Source organism: Agromyces sp. NPDC055658, assembly GCF_053618155.1.
In genome coordinates, this window is record NZ_JBSHHD010000006.1 from 81,603 (window position 1) to 100,371 (window position 18,769).

Below are 18,769 nucleotides of genomic sequence, written 5' to 3' on the forward strand. Positions count from 1 at the left end.
GGACACAAGTCCACAACTCCACACGTCTTCCCAATGAGGCCCCGCCACCTGGCGGGCCAGCGAGGAACGAGGAACGAGGAACGAGGAACGAGGAACGAGGAACGAGGAACGAGGAGCGCGGAGTGAGGAGCGTGTCGCGAGGAGCGCGCCGCGCCTCGCTCCTGAGCTCGAGAGCTCTCCTGAGCTCGAGAGCCGAGGAGCAAGTGGATTCTCTCCGCCGAGAGCAGCACTGCTCTCGGCAGCATCCGCCCCACCGTGCGCCGACGCCGCGCAGGCTGGGTTCATGAGCGAACAGACCCCGGCGATCCAGCCGATCGACGCCGAGCTCACCGCCCGGCTCTTCCATGAACGCATCATCGTGCTCGGCGACGAGCTCGACCAGCAGGGCGGCAACCGCCTCTGCGCGCAGCTCGTCACCCTCGCCGGCGACGACCCCCGCCGCGACATCCGGTTCTGGATCAACTCGCCCGGGGGCTCGGTGTCGGCCATGCTGGCGATCTCCGACCTCATGCGCTCGATCCCGAACGACGTCGCGACGATCGCGTACGGCATCGCGGCGAGCGCCGGCCAGTTCCTGCTGAGCGCCGGTACCCCGGGCAAGCGCTTCGCCCTGCCGCATGCGCGCATCCTCATGCACCAGGGCTCGGCCGGCATCGGCGGCACGGCGGTCGACGTCGAGCTGCAGGCCGACGACCTTCGTTACACCCGGGACACCGTGCTCGGCATCACCGCGGAGAACACCGGCCAGCCCATCGCGAAGATCGCCGAGGACTCGCTGCGCGACCGCTGGTACACGGCCGACGAGGCGGTCGACTACGGCTTCATCGACCGCGTCGTCGACGGCTTCGACGAGATGTTCCCGAGGGCTGTGCGGCCCCAGACCGGATTGCGAGTACCCGCATGACCAGCTACACGATCCCCTACGTCGTCGAACGTCGGGGCAACAGCGAGCGCTCGCTCGACGTCTACAGCCGCCTGCTCTCTGAGCGCATCGTCTACCTCGGTACCGAGATCGACGACGGCGTCGCGAACGTGCTCATCGCGCAGTTCCTGCACCTCGCGTCGGAGTCGAACGACACCCCGATCAGCCTCTACCTCAACTCCCCCGGCGGTTCGCCCGGCGCGGCGCTCGCGGTCTACGACACGATGCAGCACATCCGGCCGGATGTCGCGACGACGTGCGTCGGCCAGGCGGGCGGGCCGGCGGCGGTACTGCTCGCCGGCGGGGCGAAGGGGCAGCGTGCGATCCTGCCGCACGGCCGGGTCGTGCTGCACCAGCCCTCGACGCAGGGCCGCGGCACGATCCCCGACCTCATCATCCACGCCGACGAGGTCGTGCGAGTGCGCGCCGAGCTCGAGGCGGCCCTCGCCGTCGACACCGGGCACGACGTGGCGACCCTGCGGCACGACACCGACCGCGACCTCATCCTGCCCGCGGCGGCGGCCGTCGAGTACGGGCTCGCCGACCACGTGCTGACGGCACGGGTGCCGGTCGGCGCCGGCGCGGCCGCCTACGCGGCGAGCAGGTAGACGCCGCCGCGCGGCGCGGCGACGGTCGCGCCGCCGTCGGCGATCGCGCCCGAGGCCTCGTCGAGGTCGAGCACCAGCACGGTGCCGATGTCGACGGCGGGATGCCTCGCCGGCGCGTCGGCGCGGAACGCGAGCGCGCGCTCGTGGTCGAGGCGCTCGCGCCGCTCGGCCTCCAGCCGTTCGGCCTCGTGGCGGGCGCCGAGCACCTCGCCCACCCGGTGCGCGACCTCGAAGAGCTCGAGCCCGAGCGCCTCGGCGACGGCGCCGAGCACCTCGCTCGACGGCTCTTTGCGGCCGCGCTCGATCTCGGAGAGATACTGCGGTGAGACGCCGGCCGAGGCCGCCACCTCGGTGAGGATCCGCTCCTGGGCGAGCCGCTCGCCTCGCAGCACCTCGCCGAGCACGTCGCGCCAGAGCGGCTTCGACCTGCGCGGGACCGTTGGGAACTCGACGACCTTGCCCATGCCCCGAGGCTAACCGCGGCCGGTACGCGACGACAGGGCGATCCGCTCACAGCAGAACGGGCCGCTCCGCATGCGCGGAACGGCCCGTTCGGCAGGTGGTCTCAGGCGACTTCGTAGGTGAGGCAGTCGGCGTCGTCGTGGCCGGCGCCGATGCGCACCGCGGCTGCGGTGCATTCGAGCTTCGAGTTGTGGATGCACTCCGAGCGCTGGCATGCTCCGACGTGCGTGAGCACCTTGTCGAGCCCGCCCTTGGAGCCGAGCGGGATGAAGGTGACGCACTCGGCGTCGCCGGGCGAGCCGGCGATCGTGACGGCTGCCGCGTGGCAGTGCGAGTGGTCGTTGTAGGAGCAACCGGCCACCGAACACTCGGCGACCGCGGGCATCTCGTCGAGCGTCATGCTCATGGTGACCTCCTGAGGCGGTTGCGACTCTGCTGTGTTCGGATGGTAGCCCCGCCACCCGCTCGACCGCAGCACCTGCGGGCCGATTTTCCGCAGATCAGTCGGACTTTCTTCTGAGGATTGCCTTACCTATCAGCTCCGAACGGGCGGCGATCCGGCGATGTTCAGGCGGGCGCGTTGTCGGGATCGATCGTCTCGATCGTGTCCTCCTCGACCGGGTTGTCTGCCTCGACGTCGTTGGCGTGGGTGCCGCGCTCGGGTCCGTCGGGCGCCTCGGCGGGTTCGCCCTCGCGATCGAGCCGCTCTTCTGCGCCGGTCGTGTCGTCGGGGTCGCGCGGGGTCGGCCCCGGTCGTCGCTCGTCGGTCATGATGCCGCCTCCGCTCGTCGAGTTCACGTCGTCGATTCGAGCCTGCGCGGCTGCGAGGCATCCGTCAACGGCTTGACGGATGCACCGCGCGGGTTCAGTACTCGAGCACGTGGCTGTGGTGCGTGTTGGCGACCACGTAGCCGAGCCCCTCGTAGAGCCCGAGCGCCCCGGTCGGGCTCTCGGCGTCGACGTCGAGGATGGACTGGTCGAGCCCCTCGTCGCGGCATGCTTCGAGATGCCGGGCCAGCAGTCCCTGCGCGATGCCGCGCCCGCGCCGCTCGCGGACCACCCCGACGAGCTGCACGTACGACGAGCTGAAGCCCTGGCCCGCCCAGTCTCCCTCGTTGCGGAGCGCGAGCACGAACCCGACGACGCGGTCGCCGGCCGCGCCGTGCTCGACGGCGACGAACGAGAGCGACGGCGCGAACTGCTCGCCGCCGACGATACGGCTCCACGTCTCCGGTGCGGTCGACTGGCTGCCCCAGTGGTCGGCGAAGGCCTCGTTGCGGGCGAGGCGGGTCGACTCGGTCCACTCGGCCGCCCACGGCACGAGATCGACGTCGTCGGTACGCGGCGCGATCGACTCGATCGGAAGCGAGACGTCGCGGCCGAGCGTGAAGAAGTGACGGCGCTGCGGCAAGCCGGCCCGTTCGAGCAGCGCGCCCGCATCGGGTGCCCGTTGCTCGGCGTAGGCGATGATCCAACCCGGCAGCGCGTCGTCGAACGCTGCGAGTCGTTCGCGCGCCCGCTCGAGCTGCCAGCCGAGCAGCGCCCGGCCGATCCCGCGGGCGCGCGCCTCCGGGCGCACGGCGCCGAACGCGATCGCGCGGATGAGCGTCTCTCGTCCGGTCGGCACGACGACGGAGCCCGAGGCGAGGATGCGCCCGCCACGGTCGATACCGAGCATGGTGTCGCGAGCAGGGTCGATGTGCGAGACCTCGAACGCCTCCATCACCTCGTCGCGCGTCTCGATCCACTCGGGGTGGTCGGCCCTCGCGACGTCGGCGTGGAACGCGAGCAGTTCGTCGACGTCGCCCACCGTTGCGGGGCGCCAGGTGTCGATGTCGGGGTGAGCCGGCCGTTGCGGCTCGGGCGAGGGGCCGACACGACGCGACAGCGGAAGCTCAGAGGCGGACATGCCCAGATCCTCGCACGAACCGCGGCCGACGCTGGAGTTCCGGTCGCCTGCGGGAGCAGAATGGGTGCCACTGGACTCGGAGGTGGGCGATGTCGGTCGAACAGATGCTGTGGTCGGTGCTCGGAGCGATTGCGGTGGTCGGCGGAATCGGGTTGCTCGCCGCGCTCTGGGCGCTCGTGCGCCGACCGCGCCAGCAGTAGTCGCGCGGTCGTCACCGGCGCCGCGCTCAGCGGACGGCTTCGGCGATCGGCGTCGCGCCGGCATTGAAGCGGATCGTGCGACGAATCGTCGCGGGCTCGAGGAGCACGGCGGCCGCGACCGCTGCGACGTCGGCCCGGTCGACGGTCAGGCTCTCGGACGCCTCGGCGTCGATGCCGCCCGTGCCGTCGCCGTCGGTGAGCCGGCTCGGCCCGAGAATGGTCCAGTCGAGCGTCGTCGTCGCGAGGTGCTCGTCGGCCGCGGCCTTCGCCTCCGCGTAGGCGTGGAAGGAGTCGCCCGCGGGCACCGAGTGATCGGGCGACCGGAAGTACGAGACCATCACGTACCTGCGCACACCGGCGGCGTCGGCCGCGGCCATCGAGCGCAGCGCGGCGTCGCGATCGACCGCGTACGTGCGCCGCGGATCGCCGCCGCCCGCACCCGCCGACCAGACGACGGCGTCGTGCCCGCGCAGCAGCGCGGTCAGGCCGTCGACGTCGAGGGTCTCGATGTCGGCCACGACGGGCGTCGCGCCGGTCGCTGCGACGTCGTCGGCGTGCTCCGGGTTGCGGATGACGGCGTCGACCTCGTCGCCGCGCTCGGCGAGCAGGCGTTCGAGGTGCAGGGCGACCCTGCCGTGACCGCCGATGAGTACGATGCGTGCCATGGGCGACTCCTTCGCGTGTCCCGATCCACGCTACCCGTCGGGTACGACCGTGCAAGGTGCGCGATCATGCCGGTGACGAGTGCGGGGCTGCTGCTGCATCGCGACCTCGGTGCGGGTGTCGAGGTCTTCATCGCGCACATGGGCGGCCCGTTCTGGGCGCGCAAGCACGAAGGCGCGTGGACGGTGCCGAAGGGCGAGTACGAGGCCGTGGCCGAGCACCCGCTGCTCGCCGCCCGGCGCGAGTTCGGCGAGGAGATCGGCGTCGCGCCACCCGAGCTCGACTACGCCGACCTCGGCGAGTTCCGCTACGCATCGGGCAAGCTGATCCGCGTGTTCACGGGCGAGGCTCCCGACTTCGACGTCGCCGTCGTCGCGAGCAACACGTTCGAGCTCGAGTGGCCGCCCCGCTCGGGCCGCGTGCAGGCGTTCCCCGAGGTCGATGACGCGCGCTGGGTGGCGATCGACGAGGCACGGACGCTCGTGACCAAAGGGCAGGTGCAGGTGCTCGCCGCGCTCGAGACGCGGCTCGCGGCGTCGCCGCCCCGGTCGGTCGAGTAGGCGCGCGGCGTCGTCTCGAGACCGTGGACGCTTCGGGGCGGGTGTCGCGAGACGCGCGTCGTACTACCCGACCGACCGGTGCACCTCGTCGCACCACTCGGGCACGACTTCGCTCGCGGGCCCGTGCCGTACGGCGTCGAACAGCGGGGTGATCTCGCTCGACGCGAGATTGAGCTCGACCGTCTGCGCACCGTGCTCGGCCGCGGTGACGACGAAGCCGGCCGCCGGGTACACGGCGCCCGATGTTCCGATCGCGGCGAACACGCGGCACGCGGCGAGCGCCGCCTCGATCTCGTCGAGGCCGTAGGGCATCTCGCCGAACCAGACGACGTCGGGGCGAAGCATCCGCTCGCCGCACGACGGGCAGGCCGGCCGGCCGACGAGGTCGCCGGGCACCGGCGACCGTGTCCCGCATCCGGTGCAACGCGCGAGCGCCAGCTCGCCGTGCATGTGCAGCACCCGCTGCGAGCCCGCCTGCTCGTGCAGGTCGTCGATGTTCTGGGTGACCACGAGCAGGTCGTCGCCGAGCGCCTCCTCGAGGCGGGCGAGCGCCCGGTGCGCCGGGTTCGGCTCGGCGAGCGCGACCGCGTGCCGCCTCGCGTCGTAGAAGCGCTGCACGGTCTCGGGGTCGCGCTCGAAGGCCTCGGGCGTCGCGACGTCCTCGACCCGGTGCCCCTCCCACAGGCCGCCGGCATCGCGGAAGGTGGGCACCCCGCTCTCGGCCGAGATGCCGGCCCCGGTCAGCACGACGACCCGCATGCCTCCATGAGACCACGGGCTGTCGGAATCGCGCACGATCTTGCAGGATGGCCGTATGCCGGCCGATGCGCTCATCGACGAGGCGGGAGCGCTGTACGCGCTCCGCCCCGAGGAGTTCACGGCCGCCCGCAACGCCCGCGCTCGCGAGCTGCGCGACGACGATCGCGAGCTCGCCGACGCCGTGGCGGCGCTGCGGCGCCCCTCCCCCACGGCCTGGCTCGCGAACCAGCTCGTGCGACACCGCGCCGACGAGGTCGAGGCGCTGTTCGAGCTCGGCGACGAGCTGCGCGAGGCGCAGGACGGGTTCGACGCGGCGGCGCTCGCCCGCTTCGCGAAGGAACGGCGCCGACTCGTCTCGGCCCTCGCGCAGGAGGCGGGCGGACTCGCCGAGGAGCTCGGCGCCCCGGTGCGCCAGCCCGTGCTCGACGAACTCGCCCAGACGCTGCAAGCCGGCATGGCGGATGCCTCGGCCGCCGACGCCGTCCGCAGCGGTCGGCTCGTGCGCAGCCTCGAAGCGGTGGGCGTCGACGTGGACCTCGACGGCGCTGTGGCGGGCGGACCGGACGGGGCGAGGCCGGCGAAGCGGTCCGCACGCTCGAAGGCGGCCGGGCGCACCGAGGCCGACGCCGCCGACGCCGCCCGTGAGCAGGAGGAACGCGAGCAGCAGGAGCGCCGGGAACGCGAGCGCGCGGCATCAGCCGCCGAGGAGCACGCCGCCGAGGCATCCGCCGCCCTCGACGACCTCGAGAGCGAACTCGCGGCGCTCGACGAGCGCATCGACGCCGACACCGCCCGGCGCGACGAGCTCGACGAGGAGCTGCGCGGTCTCGAGGAGCGTCTCGCCGAGGGCGGTCGTGAGCGGCGGAGGCTCGCGCGCGATCGCGACCGGGCGGCGCGGGTCGCCGAGTCGGCACGTGACGAGGCCGCCGCGGCGCGCGACGCGCTCGACTAGCCTTTCGGCATGCACGAGGCCGCCCACTCAGAACTCCATCCCGACACCCTCGCCGTCGTCGCCGGTCGCCCCGCGCATGCGCCTGACGCGCCGATGAACGTGCCGGTGCACCTGACCTCGACGTACGTCGCCGGCGGCGACCTCGAGTACGGGCGCTACGGCAACCCGAGCTGGACGGCGTTCGAGGACGTCCTCGGCGCGCTCGAGGGCGGGCGGTGCGTGTCGTTCTCCTCCGGCATGGCCGCGATCTCGGCCGTGCTCGACCTCGTCGAGCCGGGAGGACTCGTCGTGGCGCCGCGGCACTCGTACACGGGCACGGTCGCCCTGCTCGAGGAACGCGCGGGCCAGGGGCGCCTGCGTGTCGAGTTCGTCGACATCGCCGACACGGCTGCGGTGGCCGCGGCGAGCGAGGGGTCGGCGCTCGTGTGGTTCGAGACGCCGACGAACCCGGCCCTCGAGGTCGCGGACATCGCCGCGATCTCGGCCGCCGCGCACCTGCACGGGGCGCTCGTCGCCGTCGACAACACGTTCGCGACGCCCCTGCTCCAGCGTCCGCTCGCGCTCGGCGCCGACCTCGTGGTGCACTCGGCGACGAAGTACCTCTCGGGCCACAGCGACGTGCTGATGGGGGCCGTGGTGACCGCGTCCGACGAGCGCGCCGACTCGATCCTGCAGCGGCGCACGCTCGCCGGGGCCGTCCCCGCGCCGCTCGAGGCATACCTCGCGCTGCGCGGGATGCGGACGCTCGCCGTGCGACTCGAGCGCGCGCAGGCGAACGCGCAGGAGCTCGTGCGTCGCCTCGACGGCCACGCCGCGCTCGAGGAGGTGCGCTACCCGGGTTTCGGCGCGGTCGTCTCGATCGTCGTGCGCGGCGGCGCCGCGCCGGCCGATGCGCTCGTCGGGCGCACGAGACTGTGGGTGCACGCGACGAGCCTCGGCGGGGTCGAGTCGACGTTCGAGCGTCGCCGGCGCTGGCCGGCCGAGCAGCCCACCATTCCCGACGGGCTCGTGCGGCTGTCGGTCGGCATCGAGCAGGTCGACGACCTCTGGCGCGACCTCGCGGGCGCGCTCGACGCGATCGCCTAGAGCCGCTCGAGCAGCCAGTCCATCGCGTCGGGCACCGTGTCGAGCACGGAGACGTGCCCGTCGTCAAGGCGCATCCACAGCGAGGCGTTCGGCAGGCGGCCGAGCATCCACGCCGCATGCGTGCGCGGCACGATGCGATCGCCCTCGCCCTGCACGAGCAGCACGGGCGCCGCCACCCGCTCGAGTTCGAAACCCCACGGCTTCGCGAAGGCGACATCGTCGTCGACGAGCCCGTCGGGGCCGTCGCGCCCGGCTCGAGCCGAATCGGAACCGAGATCGGCCCACGTCCCCTCGAGCGCGGCGAGGTCGACCGGCAGGAAGACGTCGGGGTCGAACTCGTCGGTCTCGGCGAACGCCGCCCGGGCGGCCCGGCCCGCGCGGGCGGCGCGGAGCGCCCCGGGCGCCCGCATGCCGCCGAACCAGTCGAAGGCCTCGGTGTAGGGCGCGACGCCGGCGAGCGTGACGACGCCGATCACGCGATCGGGTGCGAGCGCAGCCCCGGCGAGGGCGTGCGGGCCGCCACCCGAGGCGCCCATGGCAGCGAAGCCCTCGACGCCGAGCGCGTCGGCGACCGCGACCGCGTCGGTTGCGGCCGATGCGACGTCGCGCCCCGGGTTGGGCGTAGAGCCCCCGTAGCCCGGCCGTCCGTACGAGATGAGCCGGATGCCTCGCGCCGTCGCCGCTGCGAGCACCGCGCCGAGCGGCGCCCCGGTCTGGGGCGAGCCGTGGTGCCACATGAGGGTGAGTCTCGCCGAGGCATCCGCCCCCGAGTCGTAGGCATGCAGGACGCGCCCGTCGTCGAGCCCGACCTCGTGTTCGGTGACCATGCGCGTCATGTCGTCAACGACCGTCGGCCCGCACCGGAGGCAGTTCGACGGAGACGACGTCGCCGACCTGCTCGTCGCCGGCGACCGCGGCGGGTTCGAGGGTGGCGGTGAGGCCCGACGAGATGCTGACCTTCACGGGCAGTCCCCCGCACCCGGACGACCAGTCGGTCTCGCTCAGGATGATCAGGCACGTGGTCCGATCCTGCGAATCCTCGGCAGCGTAGTAGACGGTGCCGATGGAGTCTTCCCCGACCCGACGGACCGTTTCGCGATCGATCGTGTCCTGGAAGTCCACGAACGCGGGCGGCAGGTCGCTCGACCGCTGTTCGCGGTCGAACACGGGCAGGTCGTTCACCGAGGGCGTGCATCCGGCGAGCACCGCGAGCGCCGACAGCACCGCGGCCGCCCCGGCGCATCGGCGGGCGGCATCTCGCGTACGCACCCGCCACGGATGGGACATGCGACCTCGCTTCGACTCGCCGGCACCTGTCGCGCGAGTCTTGCAGGATCCGACGGCGTGCGCAATGGCTCGGGAGGGGCCGAGGCGCACGCCTAGGCTGGGCGGGTGATCGGCGGATTCCTCTCGGGCGTGCGGATGCTCGCGCGCGGCTTCGCGTTCTGGTCGAAGCGGCCGGGCATCATGTTCCTCGGTCTGATTCCCGCCGCGATCGTGTTCGTCGTGGTCGTCGCCGGGCTCGTCGGCCTCGGATTCGGACTGCCGTCCATCACCGACTGGCTCACGCCGTTCGCCGACGACTGGGTCGACCCCTGGCCGGGCATCGTGCGGGGCGTGCTCGGCACGGTCGTCTTCGCGGCAGCCGTGGTGCTGGCCGCGGTCACGTTCACGGCCGTCACGCTCGCGGTCGGCGACCCGTTCTACGAACGCATCTGGCGCGCGGTCGAGACCGACCTCGGCGGCCCCGTTCCCGAGCAGGGCGCGGGGTTCTGGCGCGCGGTCGGCGACTCCCTCGCGCTCATCGGGTTCGGCGCGCTCATCGCGATCGGCGTCGGGCTCGTGGGCTTCGTGCCGCTCGTCGGCGCGGTCGTCGGCCCGGTGCTGGGCGTCGTGCTCTCCGGACGGCTGCTCGCCGCCGAGCTCGTGTCGCGCGCCTTCGCGGCGCGGGACCTGCACGGGGCCGACCGCCGCAGGCTGCTGCGCGGGCATCGCGGGGCCATGTTCGGCTTCGGCGTCGCGACCCAGCTCTGCTTCATGGTGCCGCTCGGGGCGGTGTTCACGATGCCGGCCGCGGTGGCCGGGTCGACGATGCTCGCGCGGGCGGCGCTCGACGGGGTTACGTCGTCGTTCGATCCGGCGCACGCCCCTCGAACATGAGGATCGGCACGGGGCCGAACGGCAGCGACTTCGCGCGCATCCGTCGCACGTCGGTGCCGATGAACCCCGCGTCGAGGAGCGCTCGCTCGGTCTCGCGATCCCAATGGCAGCCGTGGCACCACCGCTTGGAGATCGGCGTCGCGACGCGCTGCACCGCCCGCTTCAGCGTTCGGGGCGGCGCGGCGACGTGGTCGACGAAGACCACCAGGCCGCCGGGCACGAGCACCCGTCGCACCTCGGCGAGCGCGGCGGCCTGATCGGCCACCGAGCAGAGCACGTAGGTGCCGACGACGGCGTCGACCGAGTGGTCGGGCAGCGGAATCGCCTCGGCGACCGCGCCGAGCGGCTCGGCGGTGTGACGCCACTCGCGCGCCCGCGTCGCGAGCTCCGCGCGACGGTCGGCGTCGGGCTCCAAGCCGATCCACTCGACATCGAGGTCGAACGCCCCGAAGTTCTCGCCCTCGCCCGCACCGATCTCGAGCACGCGCCCGCGCACGCGGCCGAGCAGTTCGCGCTCGAGGTCGTCGATCGCGTCGCGATCGACCGGTCGGGCTGAGGTCATTCCGGCACGCTACCGCGCTTCGGCGACGCTGTCATCGACCTCGCGAAGCGGGGGATGCCTCGGGGAGTCAGCGATCGAGACCGGCGGTGCGCGTCGCCGCGGCGATGAACGAGGGACGGACTCGCTCCCACCCGTCGAGGTAGCCGCCGACCATCGCCGCGTCGCGCAGCAGCACGAGTTGACCGGCCGTCGCCCCTGGGTCGTCGGCCTCGGCGGCGCCGAGCACCTTCTCGAGTTCGGACCGGAACCACTCGCGGTGCTCGGCGACGGCGCGCCGCACGCCGCTCTCGGGGTCGGGGTACTCGGCCGCGGCGTTGATGAACGGGCAACCGCGCGTGTGATGCCGTGCGACGTCGTCGGCGAGCCCCTCGATCACGAGTCCGACGAGCTGCCCCGGCTCGGCTCCCGACGCCTCCGCCGCGTCGAACGCTCCTCGGATGTTCGCGTCCTCGACGCCGAGGTAGGCCTCGACGAGATCCTCCTTGCTCGGGAAGTGACGGTAGAACGTCGCGCGGGTGACGCCCGCCTCGGCGATGATGCGGTCGACGCCGACCGCGTGGATGCCCTCGCGGTAGAAGAGCTCCGACGCGGTCTGCAGCAGTCGTTCGCGCGCTGCGGAGGCGCCCGTGGAAGTGGTTCGTGCGGCCATATCAAAAATGATAGAACGATCTTTCTCTTTTTGCTTGACATCCATTCCGCCGTGGGCGTACATTCTGGGAATACAAAGAGATAGAACGATCGTTCTACTTCACAGATCGCGAAGCGGTCACCGATCGCCCACCAGAAGGAGCAGGAACCATGAACACCACCGGCGCGAACGACAGCAAGGCCACCATCGTCCTCGTCCACGGACTCTGGATGACCCCGAAGAGCTGGGACACCTGGGCCGAGTACTTCCGGGCCCGCGGCCACGAGGTCATCGTCCCGGGGTGGCCCGGCATCGACGACCGCGACGTCGCCGACATCCGCTCGAACCCCGAGGCGCTGAAGGGCATCGGCCTGAAGCAGATCGCCGACCACTACGAGCGCATCATCCGCGCCCTCCCCGAGAAGCCGATCATCATGGGCCACTCCTTCGGCGGCGTGATCACCCAGATGCTCGCCGACCGCGGCCTCGGCGCCGCCTACGTGGGCGTCGAGCCCGGGCAGGCCGCCGGCATCACGACGCTGCCGGCATCGACCCTCCGCACCGGCTTCCCGATCCTCGCGAACCCGTTCGACCGCAACGGCGCGAAGCCCCTCTCGAAGGCCCACTTCCACTTCACCTTCGGCAACGACCTCGCCCGCGAGGCATCCGACCGCCTGTGGGAGGAGTTCGCGGTGAACTCGTACAACCGCGTCTTCTTCGAGGGCGTCGCCTCGACGATCAACGAGAAGGGCGGCGTGACCCACGTCGACTACGCGAAGCCCGACCGCGCCCCGCTGCTCGTCATCACCGGCGAGATCGACCACGTCGTGCCGCCGGCGATCGGCCGGGCGATCGTCAAGAAGTACACGCAGACCGGCAGCCCGTCGGTCGTGGAGTACCGCGAGTTCGCGGGCCGCACGCACCGCATCGTCAGCCAGGACGGCTGGGAGGAGGTCGCCGAGTTCGCGCTGAACTGGGCGACCGAGCACGCGCAGGCGACGCAGGGGCAGGTCGCCTGACCGAACAGCCCGCACGTCGCGCGGAAGGCGCGGACCCGCATGGGTCCGCGCCTTCGCCGTGTTCGACGACGCTCGCACCGACGGTGCCTGCAACGTGTTCAGGCCGCGGAGCGCAGCCCCGCGAAGAACTTCCGGATGTCTCCGACGACGAGCTCGGGCACCTCGAGCGCCGCGAAGTGCCCGCCGCGGTCGAAGCGACTCCAGTGCACGATGTTCGAGTTGTCGCGCTCGGCGAAGACCCTGATCGTCTGGAAGTCGTCGGCGAACACGGCGACCCCGGTGGGCGCCGCGTTCACGGCGGGGGTCTCCCCCGCCGCGGCCGCCGCCGCAGCCGCACGGGCGTCCTCGAGGTACATGCGGCTCATTCCCGCTGCGGCGTTCGCGAACCAGTTGACGCTGACCTCGGTGAGGATCGCGTCGAGCGGCACGAGCGACGTGCCGTTGCCGAAGGAGTTGAAGAGCTCGCTGTAGGCGAGCAGCCCGACCGGCGAGTCGCTGAGCCCGACCGCGACGGTCTGCGGACGGCTCGCATTCATGGTGTTGTAGCCGCCGACCGACTGGAACCACTGCATGTGCTCGAGGCCCGCGTAGTCCTGCGGCTCGAGCCGTTCGAACTCGGCGGGGTCGCCCGAGGGGAACGAGAAGAGCTGCAGCACGTGGAGCCCGAGGAAGCCGTCTGGGTTCAGCAGGCCGAGCTCGCGGGCGACGAGCGCGCCGTTGTCGGAGCCGTGGATGCCGTACTCGTCGTACCCGAGCCGGCGCATGAGCTCGTCGTAGGCGCGGGCCACGCGGGCAGTGGTCCAACCGGCCCCGACCGGGTTCGAGGAGCCGAAGCCCGGGGCGTCGGGCACCACGACGTCGAACGCGTCCTCGGCGCGGCCGCCGTGCGCGACCGGGTCGACGAGCGGACCGATGAGGTCGAGGTAGTCGACCGACGAGCCGGGGTAGGTGTGCGCGAGCAGCAGCGGCGTCGCGCCCGGGTGCGGCGAGCGCACGTGGATGAAGTGGATCGGCTGCTCGTCGACCTCGGTGATGAAGTGCGGCACCGCGTTGATGCGGGCCTCGACGGCGCGCCAGTCGAGTTCGCGCCAGCGGTCCACGGCCTCGCGGAGATAGGAGTTCGGCGTGCCGGCATCCCAGTCGTCGACCGGGGCGGGCTGGGGCAGCCGGGTGCGCGCGAGGCGCTCGCGCAGGTCGTCGAGTTCGGCCTCGGCGACCTCGATGCGGAAGGGGCGGATGGCGGTGGAAGCGCTGGTCGTGTTCATGTCTTCGACGGTACGTTCGATATAGGCATGATTCGTTCCTAATTCGGAAGGAAGATCGACGCGATGACCGACACCGCCGCGCGCCTCCTCGCCCTGCTCTCGCTGCTGCAGTCTCGCCCCGACTGGAGCGGGTCCGAGCTCGCCCGGCGCCTCGACGTCACGCCGCGCACCATCCGCAACGACATCGATCGCCTCCGCGAGCTCGGCTACCCCGTCGACGCGACCCGCGGCGCGGCCGGCGGCTACCGGCTCGGCGCCGGCGGCAAGCTGCCGCCGCTGCTGCTCGACGACGAGGAGGCGATCGCGGTCGCGGTCGGCCTGCGCGCCGCCACCGGCGTCGCCGGCATCGAGGAATCGAGCGGGCGGGCGCTCGCGAAGCTCGAGCAGGTGCTGCCCGCCAGGCTGCGGCCGACCGTCGCCGCCCTGCACGGAACGGTCGATCGCGCCCCCGAGAACACGGGGACCGACGCCCCCGACCCCGAGGTCGACCCCGCAGTGCTGCAGGCCGTCGCCGCCGCGATCCGCGACGTCGAGTGGCTCCGCTTCGACTTCAAGGGCGAACCCGTGCTCGTCGAGCCCTATCGGCTGCTGAGCTGGCAGCGACGCTGGCACCTGATCGCGCGCGACCCGCGCAGCAGCGTGTGGGGCACCTACCGGGTCGACTGGATCGAGCCCCGCATGCCGACCCGGCGGCGATTCGATCCGCAGCCGGTGCCGGGCGGCGACCCGACGGCCTTCGCGATGCGCACGATCGCGACGACGGGCTGGAACGTGCACGCCCGCCTGCACATCGCCGCGTCCGCCGAGGCCGTGCTCGATCGCATCAATCCCGCGGTCGGCGCCGTCGAACCGGTCGACGACGGCACCTCGGTCCTGATGACGGGTGCCGACAGCCTCGAGACCATCGCGGCGTACATCGGCATGCTCGGCATGGACTTCACGGTCGAGTCGCCCGCCGAACTCCGTTCGGTGCTGCGCACCTACTCCGAGCGGTACGCCCGAGCCGCTTCCGGTTGAATCGCCGGGGCATCGGGCTCGTGCTCACCCGAGTCCGACGCGGTCGGGCACCGCGGCGGCGACCGTGGGCAGCCAGGTGCCGACCTCCGGCCACGCCCGCGCGGCGGGCAACCGGCGCAGCAGCTGCGCGAGCGAGGCGTCGGCATCGGGCCACGGGATGACGCGACTGGGCGACGCGCTCGCGAGCACGCCGAGCCACCAGTGCTTCCACGTGACCGGCAGGTTCTCGGGGTGGATCACGACGTAGTAGTCGGGCACGCTGAGATCGTGCCGCCCTGCCGCCTCGAGCGCCCGGGCGATCTCGAGCTCGAGCACGCCGTAGGTCGAGAGGTCGTCGAAGAACTCCACCCAGGCCGCGGCGACGTGCGCGAGCGGGTCGTGGTCGTGCACGACGTACGGGGCATCGGAACCCGACGACCAACGGGCGACCTCGGCGTCGGAGGCATCGGGCAGCGATGCGGCCCGCACGTTCGCGAACCTCTCGAGCGCGTGGATGGCACTCGCCGTCTCATCTCCGACGACGACCAGCGTGGTGCTGGACGGAGCCTCCATCTTCGCAGTCTACGACCGCGGCGACCCGGCCGCTCAGCGGGCGCGCCAGTACCCGCAGAACGACACGTTCCGCTTCGGCACGCCGCGCTCGTTCACGAGGTGACGGCGGGCGCCGGTCGCCAGCTTCGACTCGCCTGCGGCGAACGCGTAGACCCTGCCGTCGGGGAACGGCAGCTCGCGCAGGTGCTCGAGGGCGGTGCGCCCGGCGGGCGCTTCGGGCCGGCGGATGACCCAGTGCACATCGAAGCCGGCCGGCGCATCGACGTGCTGGAAGTCGTCGGCGTCGGGGATCTCGACGATGGCGTGACCCCGGGTGTCGTGCGGAAGGTCGCGCAGGATGCCGAGCACCGCGGGCAGGGCGCTCTCGTCGCCGACGAGCAGCGTCCAGTCGGACTCGACCGGCTGGAAGCCGCAACCCTGGTCGATGAGCGCGACCCGCGCACCGACCGGCAGGTCGTTCGCCCAGGGCCCGGCCACACCGGCCTCGCCGTGCACGACGAAGTCGATGTCGATCTCCCCCGTCTCGGCGCGGAACTCGCGCACGGTGTAGTTGCGGATGACGGGTCGCGTCGCCTTCGGCAGCGTCAGGTAGCGGAGATAGCCGGCCATGTCGTACGTCTCGGCGAGGTTGTCGAAGCGAGTGTCGCCGGCGGTCGGCACCGCGAGCCGGAACCACTGGTCGAATCCGAGGTGGCGCCAGTCGGCGATCCCGTCGCCCGCGACGGTCAGGCGCACGAAGTGCGGCGAGATTCGCGCCGCCCTCGTGACCTCGGCCTCGACGACGCCGCTCGATGCGTGCGTGATCGCGATGTTGCTGACTGCCACAGGGCCCTCCATGCTACTTAGGTAAACCTAACCTAACTGATGCGAACCGATCGCGCATCCCGCTCGACACGCCCCGACGGCCGGCCCTTCGAAAGGAAACCTGAAAAACTCGCGCGACCTGCGTCATGATTCGCCGCCGTCACCGTCTCTCTGTTCGAGTGGGATCATCGTGCGCCCGCACGACGCCGACTCATCCCCCCGTCTGCAACACAGAGAGCCCGAGACGTGAAGCCCCAACGAATCCGACGCGCCCTCCGCACGGGCGCGACCATCGCCGCCGCCGGAAGCCTGGCCCTGATCGGCGCCGTGGCACTCGCCACCGCGGCGCCCGCCGCGCCTGCCAACGCCGCCGAACCGCTGCCGCTCTGCCCGCCCGACGGCGAAGCCCCGCCGATCGGCTCGGTGCCCACGTACACCGACTCGAATGTCGCGGTCTACGCCGGAGGCGACTTCCACGCGACCTCGAGCGCGGCCGAATCCGAGGGGCTCCTGCTCGTGCGCGGCAACGCGACCTTCGACAAGACGAGCGGCGGCGTGTTCAACGTCGGCGTGGTCGGCGCGGGCTCGGGCATCGTGCCGGCGGGCGGCGAGACCATGCTCGCGGTCGGCGGCGACCTCGTCGTCGGCGCGACGACGACGCTCGACGTCGGCGCGAACATCACCGGTGGCGGCGCCGTGAAGGTCGGCGGCACCTCGACCGGCACCGTCGTCACGAACGGCGGCGGAGCCCAGACCGGCCTCGGCCAGGCCGCCGCGATGGACCCGAACGCCGACTTCCACACCGTCGTCGCCGACGCCTCGGCCGATCTCGCGGGCCACCCTGCCACCGGCACCACGCTCGTCTCGGGCAACCAGGTCGAGTTCGTCGGCACGCCCGGCGACGACCCGCAGGTCTTCACGCTCGACACCGGTGCGATCTCGGCGATCACCGAGATCACGTTCACCTCGGTGCCCACGGATGCGCCGATCGTCATCAACGTCACCGGCGGCGACGACGTGGCGTTCGCGCCGAACTACTTCGCGATCGACGGCGTGCGCGTCGACGACCTCACGAGCGCCGAGTTCGGCAACGCCGCATCGCGCATCCTCTGGAACTTCACCGACACGACGACGCTGCTCGTCGGCGGCACGAGCCAGGTCATGGGCTCGATCCTCGCGCCGAACGCCGACGCCGAGATCACAGCCTCGACCAACGGTCGCGTGCACGTCGGCGGCGACCTCACCACCCGCGGCGCGGGCAACGAGCTGCACAACTACCCCTGGACCGGCGGCGGCCCGCTCGGCTGCCAGAAGGTCGGCGGCTTCTCGGCCGCGAAGACCGTGTCCGGCCCCGAAGCCGGCGACGTGCCCGCCGAGACCGAGTTCACGCTCGCGTACTCGTACGACCTCGACGGCGAGACCGTCACCGACCAGCTCACCCTCCTCGCCGACGGCACGGTCGTCGACGGCCCGCAGGACCTGCCGGTCGGCACGATCGTCGACTTCGAGGAGGTCGACCTGCCCGCCGTCCCCGGTGTCGAATGGGGCACCCCGACGATCAGTCCCGAACAGGTCACGATCGCCGAGGGCGCGAACACGCTCGTGAGCGTCACGAACCGCGCCGGAGCCGACGTCGTCACGACGGCCGGCGGCTTCTCGGCCTCGAAGGAGATCGAGGGCGACGCGGCGGGCGATGTTCCCGCCGGCACGACCTTCACGCTCGCGTACTCGTACGACCTCGGCGGCGAGACCGTCGACGGAGCACTCTCGCTGCCGGCCGACGGCACGGTCGTGGACGGACCGCAGGACCTGCCCGCCGGCACGGTCGTCACGTTCGAAGAGGTCGACCTGCCCGCGATCGACGGCATCGAGTGGGGCACGCCCGAGCTCAGCGCTTCGACCGTCACGATCGCCGACGGCGAGAACGTCGAGGTCACGGTGACGAACACCGCCGCCGCGGTGACGCCGACGCCGTCGCCCGGGCCCGGCCCGTCGCCGAGCCCGTCGCCGTCCAGCCCGGCGACTCCGGGTGACGGCGACCTCGCCGAGACGGGCTTCGACGGCCTCGCGCCGATGATCGCCGGCGGGCTCGCCCTGCTGGTCGGTGCCGCACTGTTCGTAGCCGCCCGCCGCCGGAAGGCCTGAGCAACGGGGTTCCGGCCCTGATCGAACGAGGATGCCTCGTGCCGCACCTGCGGCACGAGGCATCCTCGTTCTCGGGGTGGCGCCGCGCACGCTCTGCTCATCGCCGCTCGTCGCGCAGACGAGCAAGTCGACCTCTTCGGGCAGCGCGATCTGCGAGGTCTTCACGATCGGCCCCGAGGCGACCGCGTTGTCGACGTCGGAGCAGATCTCGAAGTGGATGTGCGGCCAGCGCCCCGAATTGCAGGCGGGGTAGATGGAGGTGGACCGCACGGTACCCGTCTCGTCGGTCGCCTGCACGCCGCGCGGGTAGTTCTCGTGCTCGACGCCCGGGGAGCACAACGAGTAGTTCCCGGCGCGATCGCAGCGCCAGAGGCAGACGCCGGCTCCGACGAGGGCAGCGTCGTGAGCCCGATGCCGCCGAAGATGCCGAGTGCGCGACGGCGATCGACGAGGGTGCGGATGTCGTGGACGAGGCCCCGGTGGTCCTCGTCGATCT

General features: G+C 72.1%; 23 protein-coding genes. 10 read left to right on the plus strand and 13 right to left on the minus strand.

The genetic code is table 11. From position 1 onward, the window contains the following. The first annotated feature begins 283 nt into the window (after positions 1 to 283). The gene (locus ACWGPE_RS04725; RefSeq protein WP_452048248.1) at positions 284 to 904 is read left to right on the plus strand and encodes a ClpP family protease; all 621 of its coding nucleotides are present in this window, start codon (positions 284 to 286) and stop codon (positions 902 to 904) included. Then, entirely contained in the window at positions 901 to 1,530 is a 630-nt protein-coding gene (locus ACWGPE_RS04730; protein WP_452048249.1) for a ClpP family protease, read from the plus strand. The genes ACWGPE_RS04725 and ACWGPE_RS04730 overlap by 4 nt, the downstream gene beginning before the upstream one ends. Here the strand turns inward: ACWGPE_RS04730 and ACWGPE_RS04735 are convergent. From ACWGPE_RS04735 to ACWGPE_RS04755, 5 genes are all read right to left on the minus strand, one after another. Beyond that, positions 1,512 to 1,994 carry a helix-turn-helix domain-containing protein gene (locus ACWGPE_RS04735; RefSeq protein WP_452048250.1) on the minus strand — a complete coding sequence of 161 codons (483 nt, stop codon included), beginning with the start codon at positions 1,992 to 1,994 and terminating at the stop codon, positions 1,512 to 1,514. The genes ACWGPE_RS04730 and ACWGPE_RS04735 overlap by 19 nt on opposite strands. A gap of 101 nt (positions 1,995 to 2,095) precedes the next feature. Further along, a complete protein-coding gene (locus tag ACWGPE_RS04740) occupies positions 2,096 to 2,398 on the minus strand; it encodes a DUF1540 domain-containing protein (protein WP_231431821.1) in 303 nt (100 codons plus the stop codon). Positions 2,399 to 2,559: 161 nt separating this feature from the next. Next, complete coding sequence (locus tag ACWGPE_RS04745; protein WP_452048251.1) at positions 2,560 to 2,790, minus strand: hypothetical protein; 231 nt, start codon at positions 2,788 to 2,790, stop codon at positions 2,560 to 2,562. A 67-nt stretch (positions 2,791 to 2,857) separates the two neighbouring features. Further along, on the minus strand, positions 2,858 to 3,901 hold the full coding sequence (locus ACWGPE_RS04750) for a GNAT family N-acetyltransferase (RefSeq protein ID WP_275506434.1): 1,044 nt from the start codon (positions 3,899 to 3,901) through the stop codon (positions 2,858 to 2,860). 226 nt (positions 3,902 to 4,127) lie between these two features. Further along, positions 4,128 to 4,766 (minus strand): NAD(P)H-binding protein, encoded by a 639-nt coding sequence (locus ACWGPE_RS04755; RefSeq protein WP_231431824.1) that lies wholly within the window; start codon positions 4,764 to 4,766, stop codon positions 4,128 to 4,130. Between the two features lie 66 nt (positions 4,767 to 4,832). Here ACWGPE_RS04755 and ACWGPE_RS04760 point away from each other — a divergent pair, with 66 nt between their 5' ends. Then, on the plus strand, positions 4,833 to 5,324 hold the full coding sequence (locus tag ACWGPE_RS04760; protein WP_231431825.1) for an NUDIX domain-containing protein: 492 nt from the start codon (positions 4,833 to 4,835) through the stop codon (positions 5,322 to 5,324). Positions 5,325 to 5,387: 63 nt separating this feature from the next. Here ACWGPE_RS04760 and ACWGPE_RS04765 read toward each other — a convergent pair whose 3' ends face one another. Next, on the minus strand, positions 5,388 to 6,083 hold the full coding sequence (locus ACWGPE_RS04765; RefSeq protein WP_452048252.1) for an NAD-dependent deacylase: 696 nt from the start codon (positions 6,081 to 6,083) through the stop codon (positions 5,388 to 5,390). Between the two features lie 55 nt (positions 6,084 to 6,138). Between ACWGPE_RS04765 and ACWGPE_RS04770 the strand changes: the two genes are divergently transcribed. Both ACWGPE_RS04770 and ACWGPE_RS04775 read left to right on the plus strand, forming a co-directional pair. After that, the gene (locus tag ACWGPE_RS04770) at positions 6,139 to 7,035 is read left to right on the plus strand and encodes a transposase (protein WP_452048253.1); all 897 of its coding nucleotides are present in this window, start codon (positions 6,139 to 6,141) and stop codon (positions 7,033 to 7,035) included. Positions 7,036 to 7,044: 9 nt separating this feature from the next. Next, positions 7,045 to 8,121 (plus strand): trans-sulfuration enzyme family protein, encoded by a 1,077-nt coding sequence (locus ACWGPE_RS04775; protein ID WP_452048254.1) that lies wholly within the window; start codon positions 7,045 to 7,047, stop codon positions 8,119 to 8,121. Here ACWGPE_RS04775 and ACWGPE_RS04780 read toward each other — a convergent pair. After that, the gene (locus ACWGPE_RS04780; protein ID WP_275506432.1) at positions 8,118 to 8,948 is read right to left on the minus strand and encodes an alpha/beta fold hydrolase; all 831 of its coding nucleotides are present in this window, start codon (positions 8,946 to 8,948) and stop codon (positions 8,118 to 8,120) included. The two genes, ACWGPE_RS04775 and ACWGPE_RS04780, sit on opposite strands and share 4 nt — an antisense overlap. Positions 8,949 to 8,961: 13 nt before the next feature. Next, positions 8,962 to 9,390 carry a hypothetical protein gene (locus ACWGPE_RS04785; RefSeq protein ID WP_452048255.1) on the minus strand — a complete coding sequence of 143 codons (429 nt, stop codon included), beginning with the start codon at positions 9,388 to 9,390 and terminating at the stop codon, positions 8,962 to 8,964. 123 nt (positions 9,391 to 9,513) lie between these two features. Here ACWGPE_RS04785 and ACWGPE_RS04790 point away from each other — a divergent pair, with 123 nt between their 5' ends. Beyond that, positions 9,514 to 10,281 carry an EI24 domain-containing protein gene (locus ACWGPE_RS04790; protein ID WP_376930369.1) on the plus strand — a complete coding sequence of 256 codons (768 nt, stop codon included), beginning with the start codon at positions 9,514 to 9,516 and terminating at the stop codon, positions 10,279 to 10,281. On the opposite strand, the gene ACWGPE_RS04795 is transcribed toward ACWGPE_RS04790, so the two are convergent. Beyond that, a complete protein-coding gene (locus tag ACWGPE_RS04795; RefSeq protein ID WP_231431832.1) occupies positions 10,241 to 10,843 on the minus strand; it encodes a class I SAM-dependent methyltransferase in 603 nt (200 codons plus the stop codon). The genes ACWGPE_RS04790 and ACWGPE_RS04795 overlap by 41 nt on opposite strands. A gap of 67 nt (positions 10,844 to 10,910) precedes the next feature. Then, complete coding sequence (locus ACWGPE_RS04800) at positions 10,911 to 11,492, minus strand: TetR/AcrR family transcriptional regulator (protein ID WP_231431833.1); 582 nt, start codon at positions 11,490 to 11,492, stop codon at positions 10,911 to 10,913. A gap of 149 nt (positions 11,493 to 11,641) precedes the next feature. Here ACWGPE_RS04800 and ACWGPE_RS04805 point away from each other — a divergent pair, with 149 nt between their 5' ends. Next, positions 11,642 to 12,490, plus strand: a complete 849-nt coding sequence (locus tag ACWGPE_RS04805; protein ID WP_275506429.1) for an alpha/beta hydrolase — start codon at positions 11,642 to 11,644, stop codon at positions 12,488 to 12,490. A gap of 98 nt (positions 12,491 to 12,588) precedes the next feature. On the opposite strand, the gene ACWGPE_RS04810 is transcribed toward ACWGPE_RS04805, so the two are convergent. Further along, positions 12,589 to 13,755, minus strand: a complete 1,167-nt coding sequence (locus tag ACWGPE_RS04810) for an epoxide hydrolase family protein (RefSeq protein ID WP_452048256.1) — start codon at positions 13,753 to 13,755, stop codon at positions 12,589 to 12,591. Between the two features lie 63 nt (positions 13,756 to 13,818). Here ACWGPE_RS04810 and ACWGPE_RS04815 point away from each other — a divergent pair, with 63 nt between their 5' ends. Beyond that, positions 13,819 to 14,772, plus strand: coding sequence for a helix-turn-helix transcriptional regulator (locus ACWGPE_RS04815; protein ID WP_231431837.1), 954 nt, complete (start codon positions 13,819 to 13,821; stop codon positions 14,770 to 14,772). 24 nt (positions 14,773 to 14,796) lie between these two features. Here ACWGPE_RS04815 and ACWGPE_RS04820 read toward each other — a convergent pair whose 3' ends face one another. Together ACWGPE_RS04820 and ACWGPE_RS04825 are read right to left on the minus strand one after the other, a co-directional pair. After that, positions 14,797 to 15,324 (minus strand): hypothetical protein, encoded by a 528-nt coding sequence (locus ACWGPE_RS04820; protein WP_231431838.1) that lies wholly within the window; start codon positions 15,322 to 15,324, stop codon positions 14,797 to 14,799. 33 nt (positions 15,325 to 15,357) lie between these two features. Beyond that, a complete protein-coding gene (locus tag ACWGPE_RS04825; protein WP_275506427.1) occupies positions 15,358 to 16,149 on the minus strand; it encodes a siderophore-interacting protein in 792 nt (263 codons plus the stop codon). 225 nt (positions 16,150 to 16,374) lie between these two features. Here ACWGPE_RS04825 and ACWGPE_RS04830 point away from each other — a divergent pair, with 225 nt between their 5' ends. Both ACWGPE_RS04830 and ACWGPE_RS04835 read left to right on the plus strand, forming a co-directional pair. Continuing rightward, entirely contained in the window at positions 16,375 to 18,273 is a 1,899-nt protein-coding gene (locus ACWGPE_RS04830; RefSeq protein WP_275506426.1) for a choice-of-anchor A family protein, read from the plus strand. A 31-nt stretch (positions 18,274 to 18,304) separates the two neighbouring features. Further along, positions 18,305 to 18,526, plus strand: a complete 222-nt coding sequence (locus ACWGPE_RS04835) for a hypothetical protein (protein WP_452048257.1) — start codon at positions 18,305 to 18,307, stop codon at positions 18,524 to 18,526. The last annotated feature ends 243 nt before the right edge of the window (positions 18,527 to 18,769 follow it).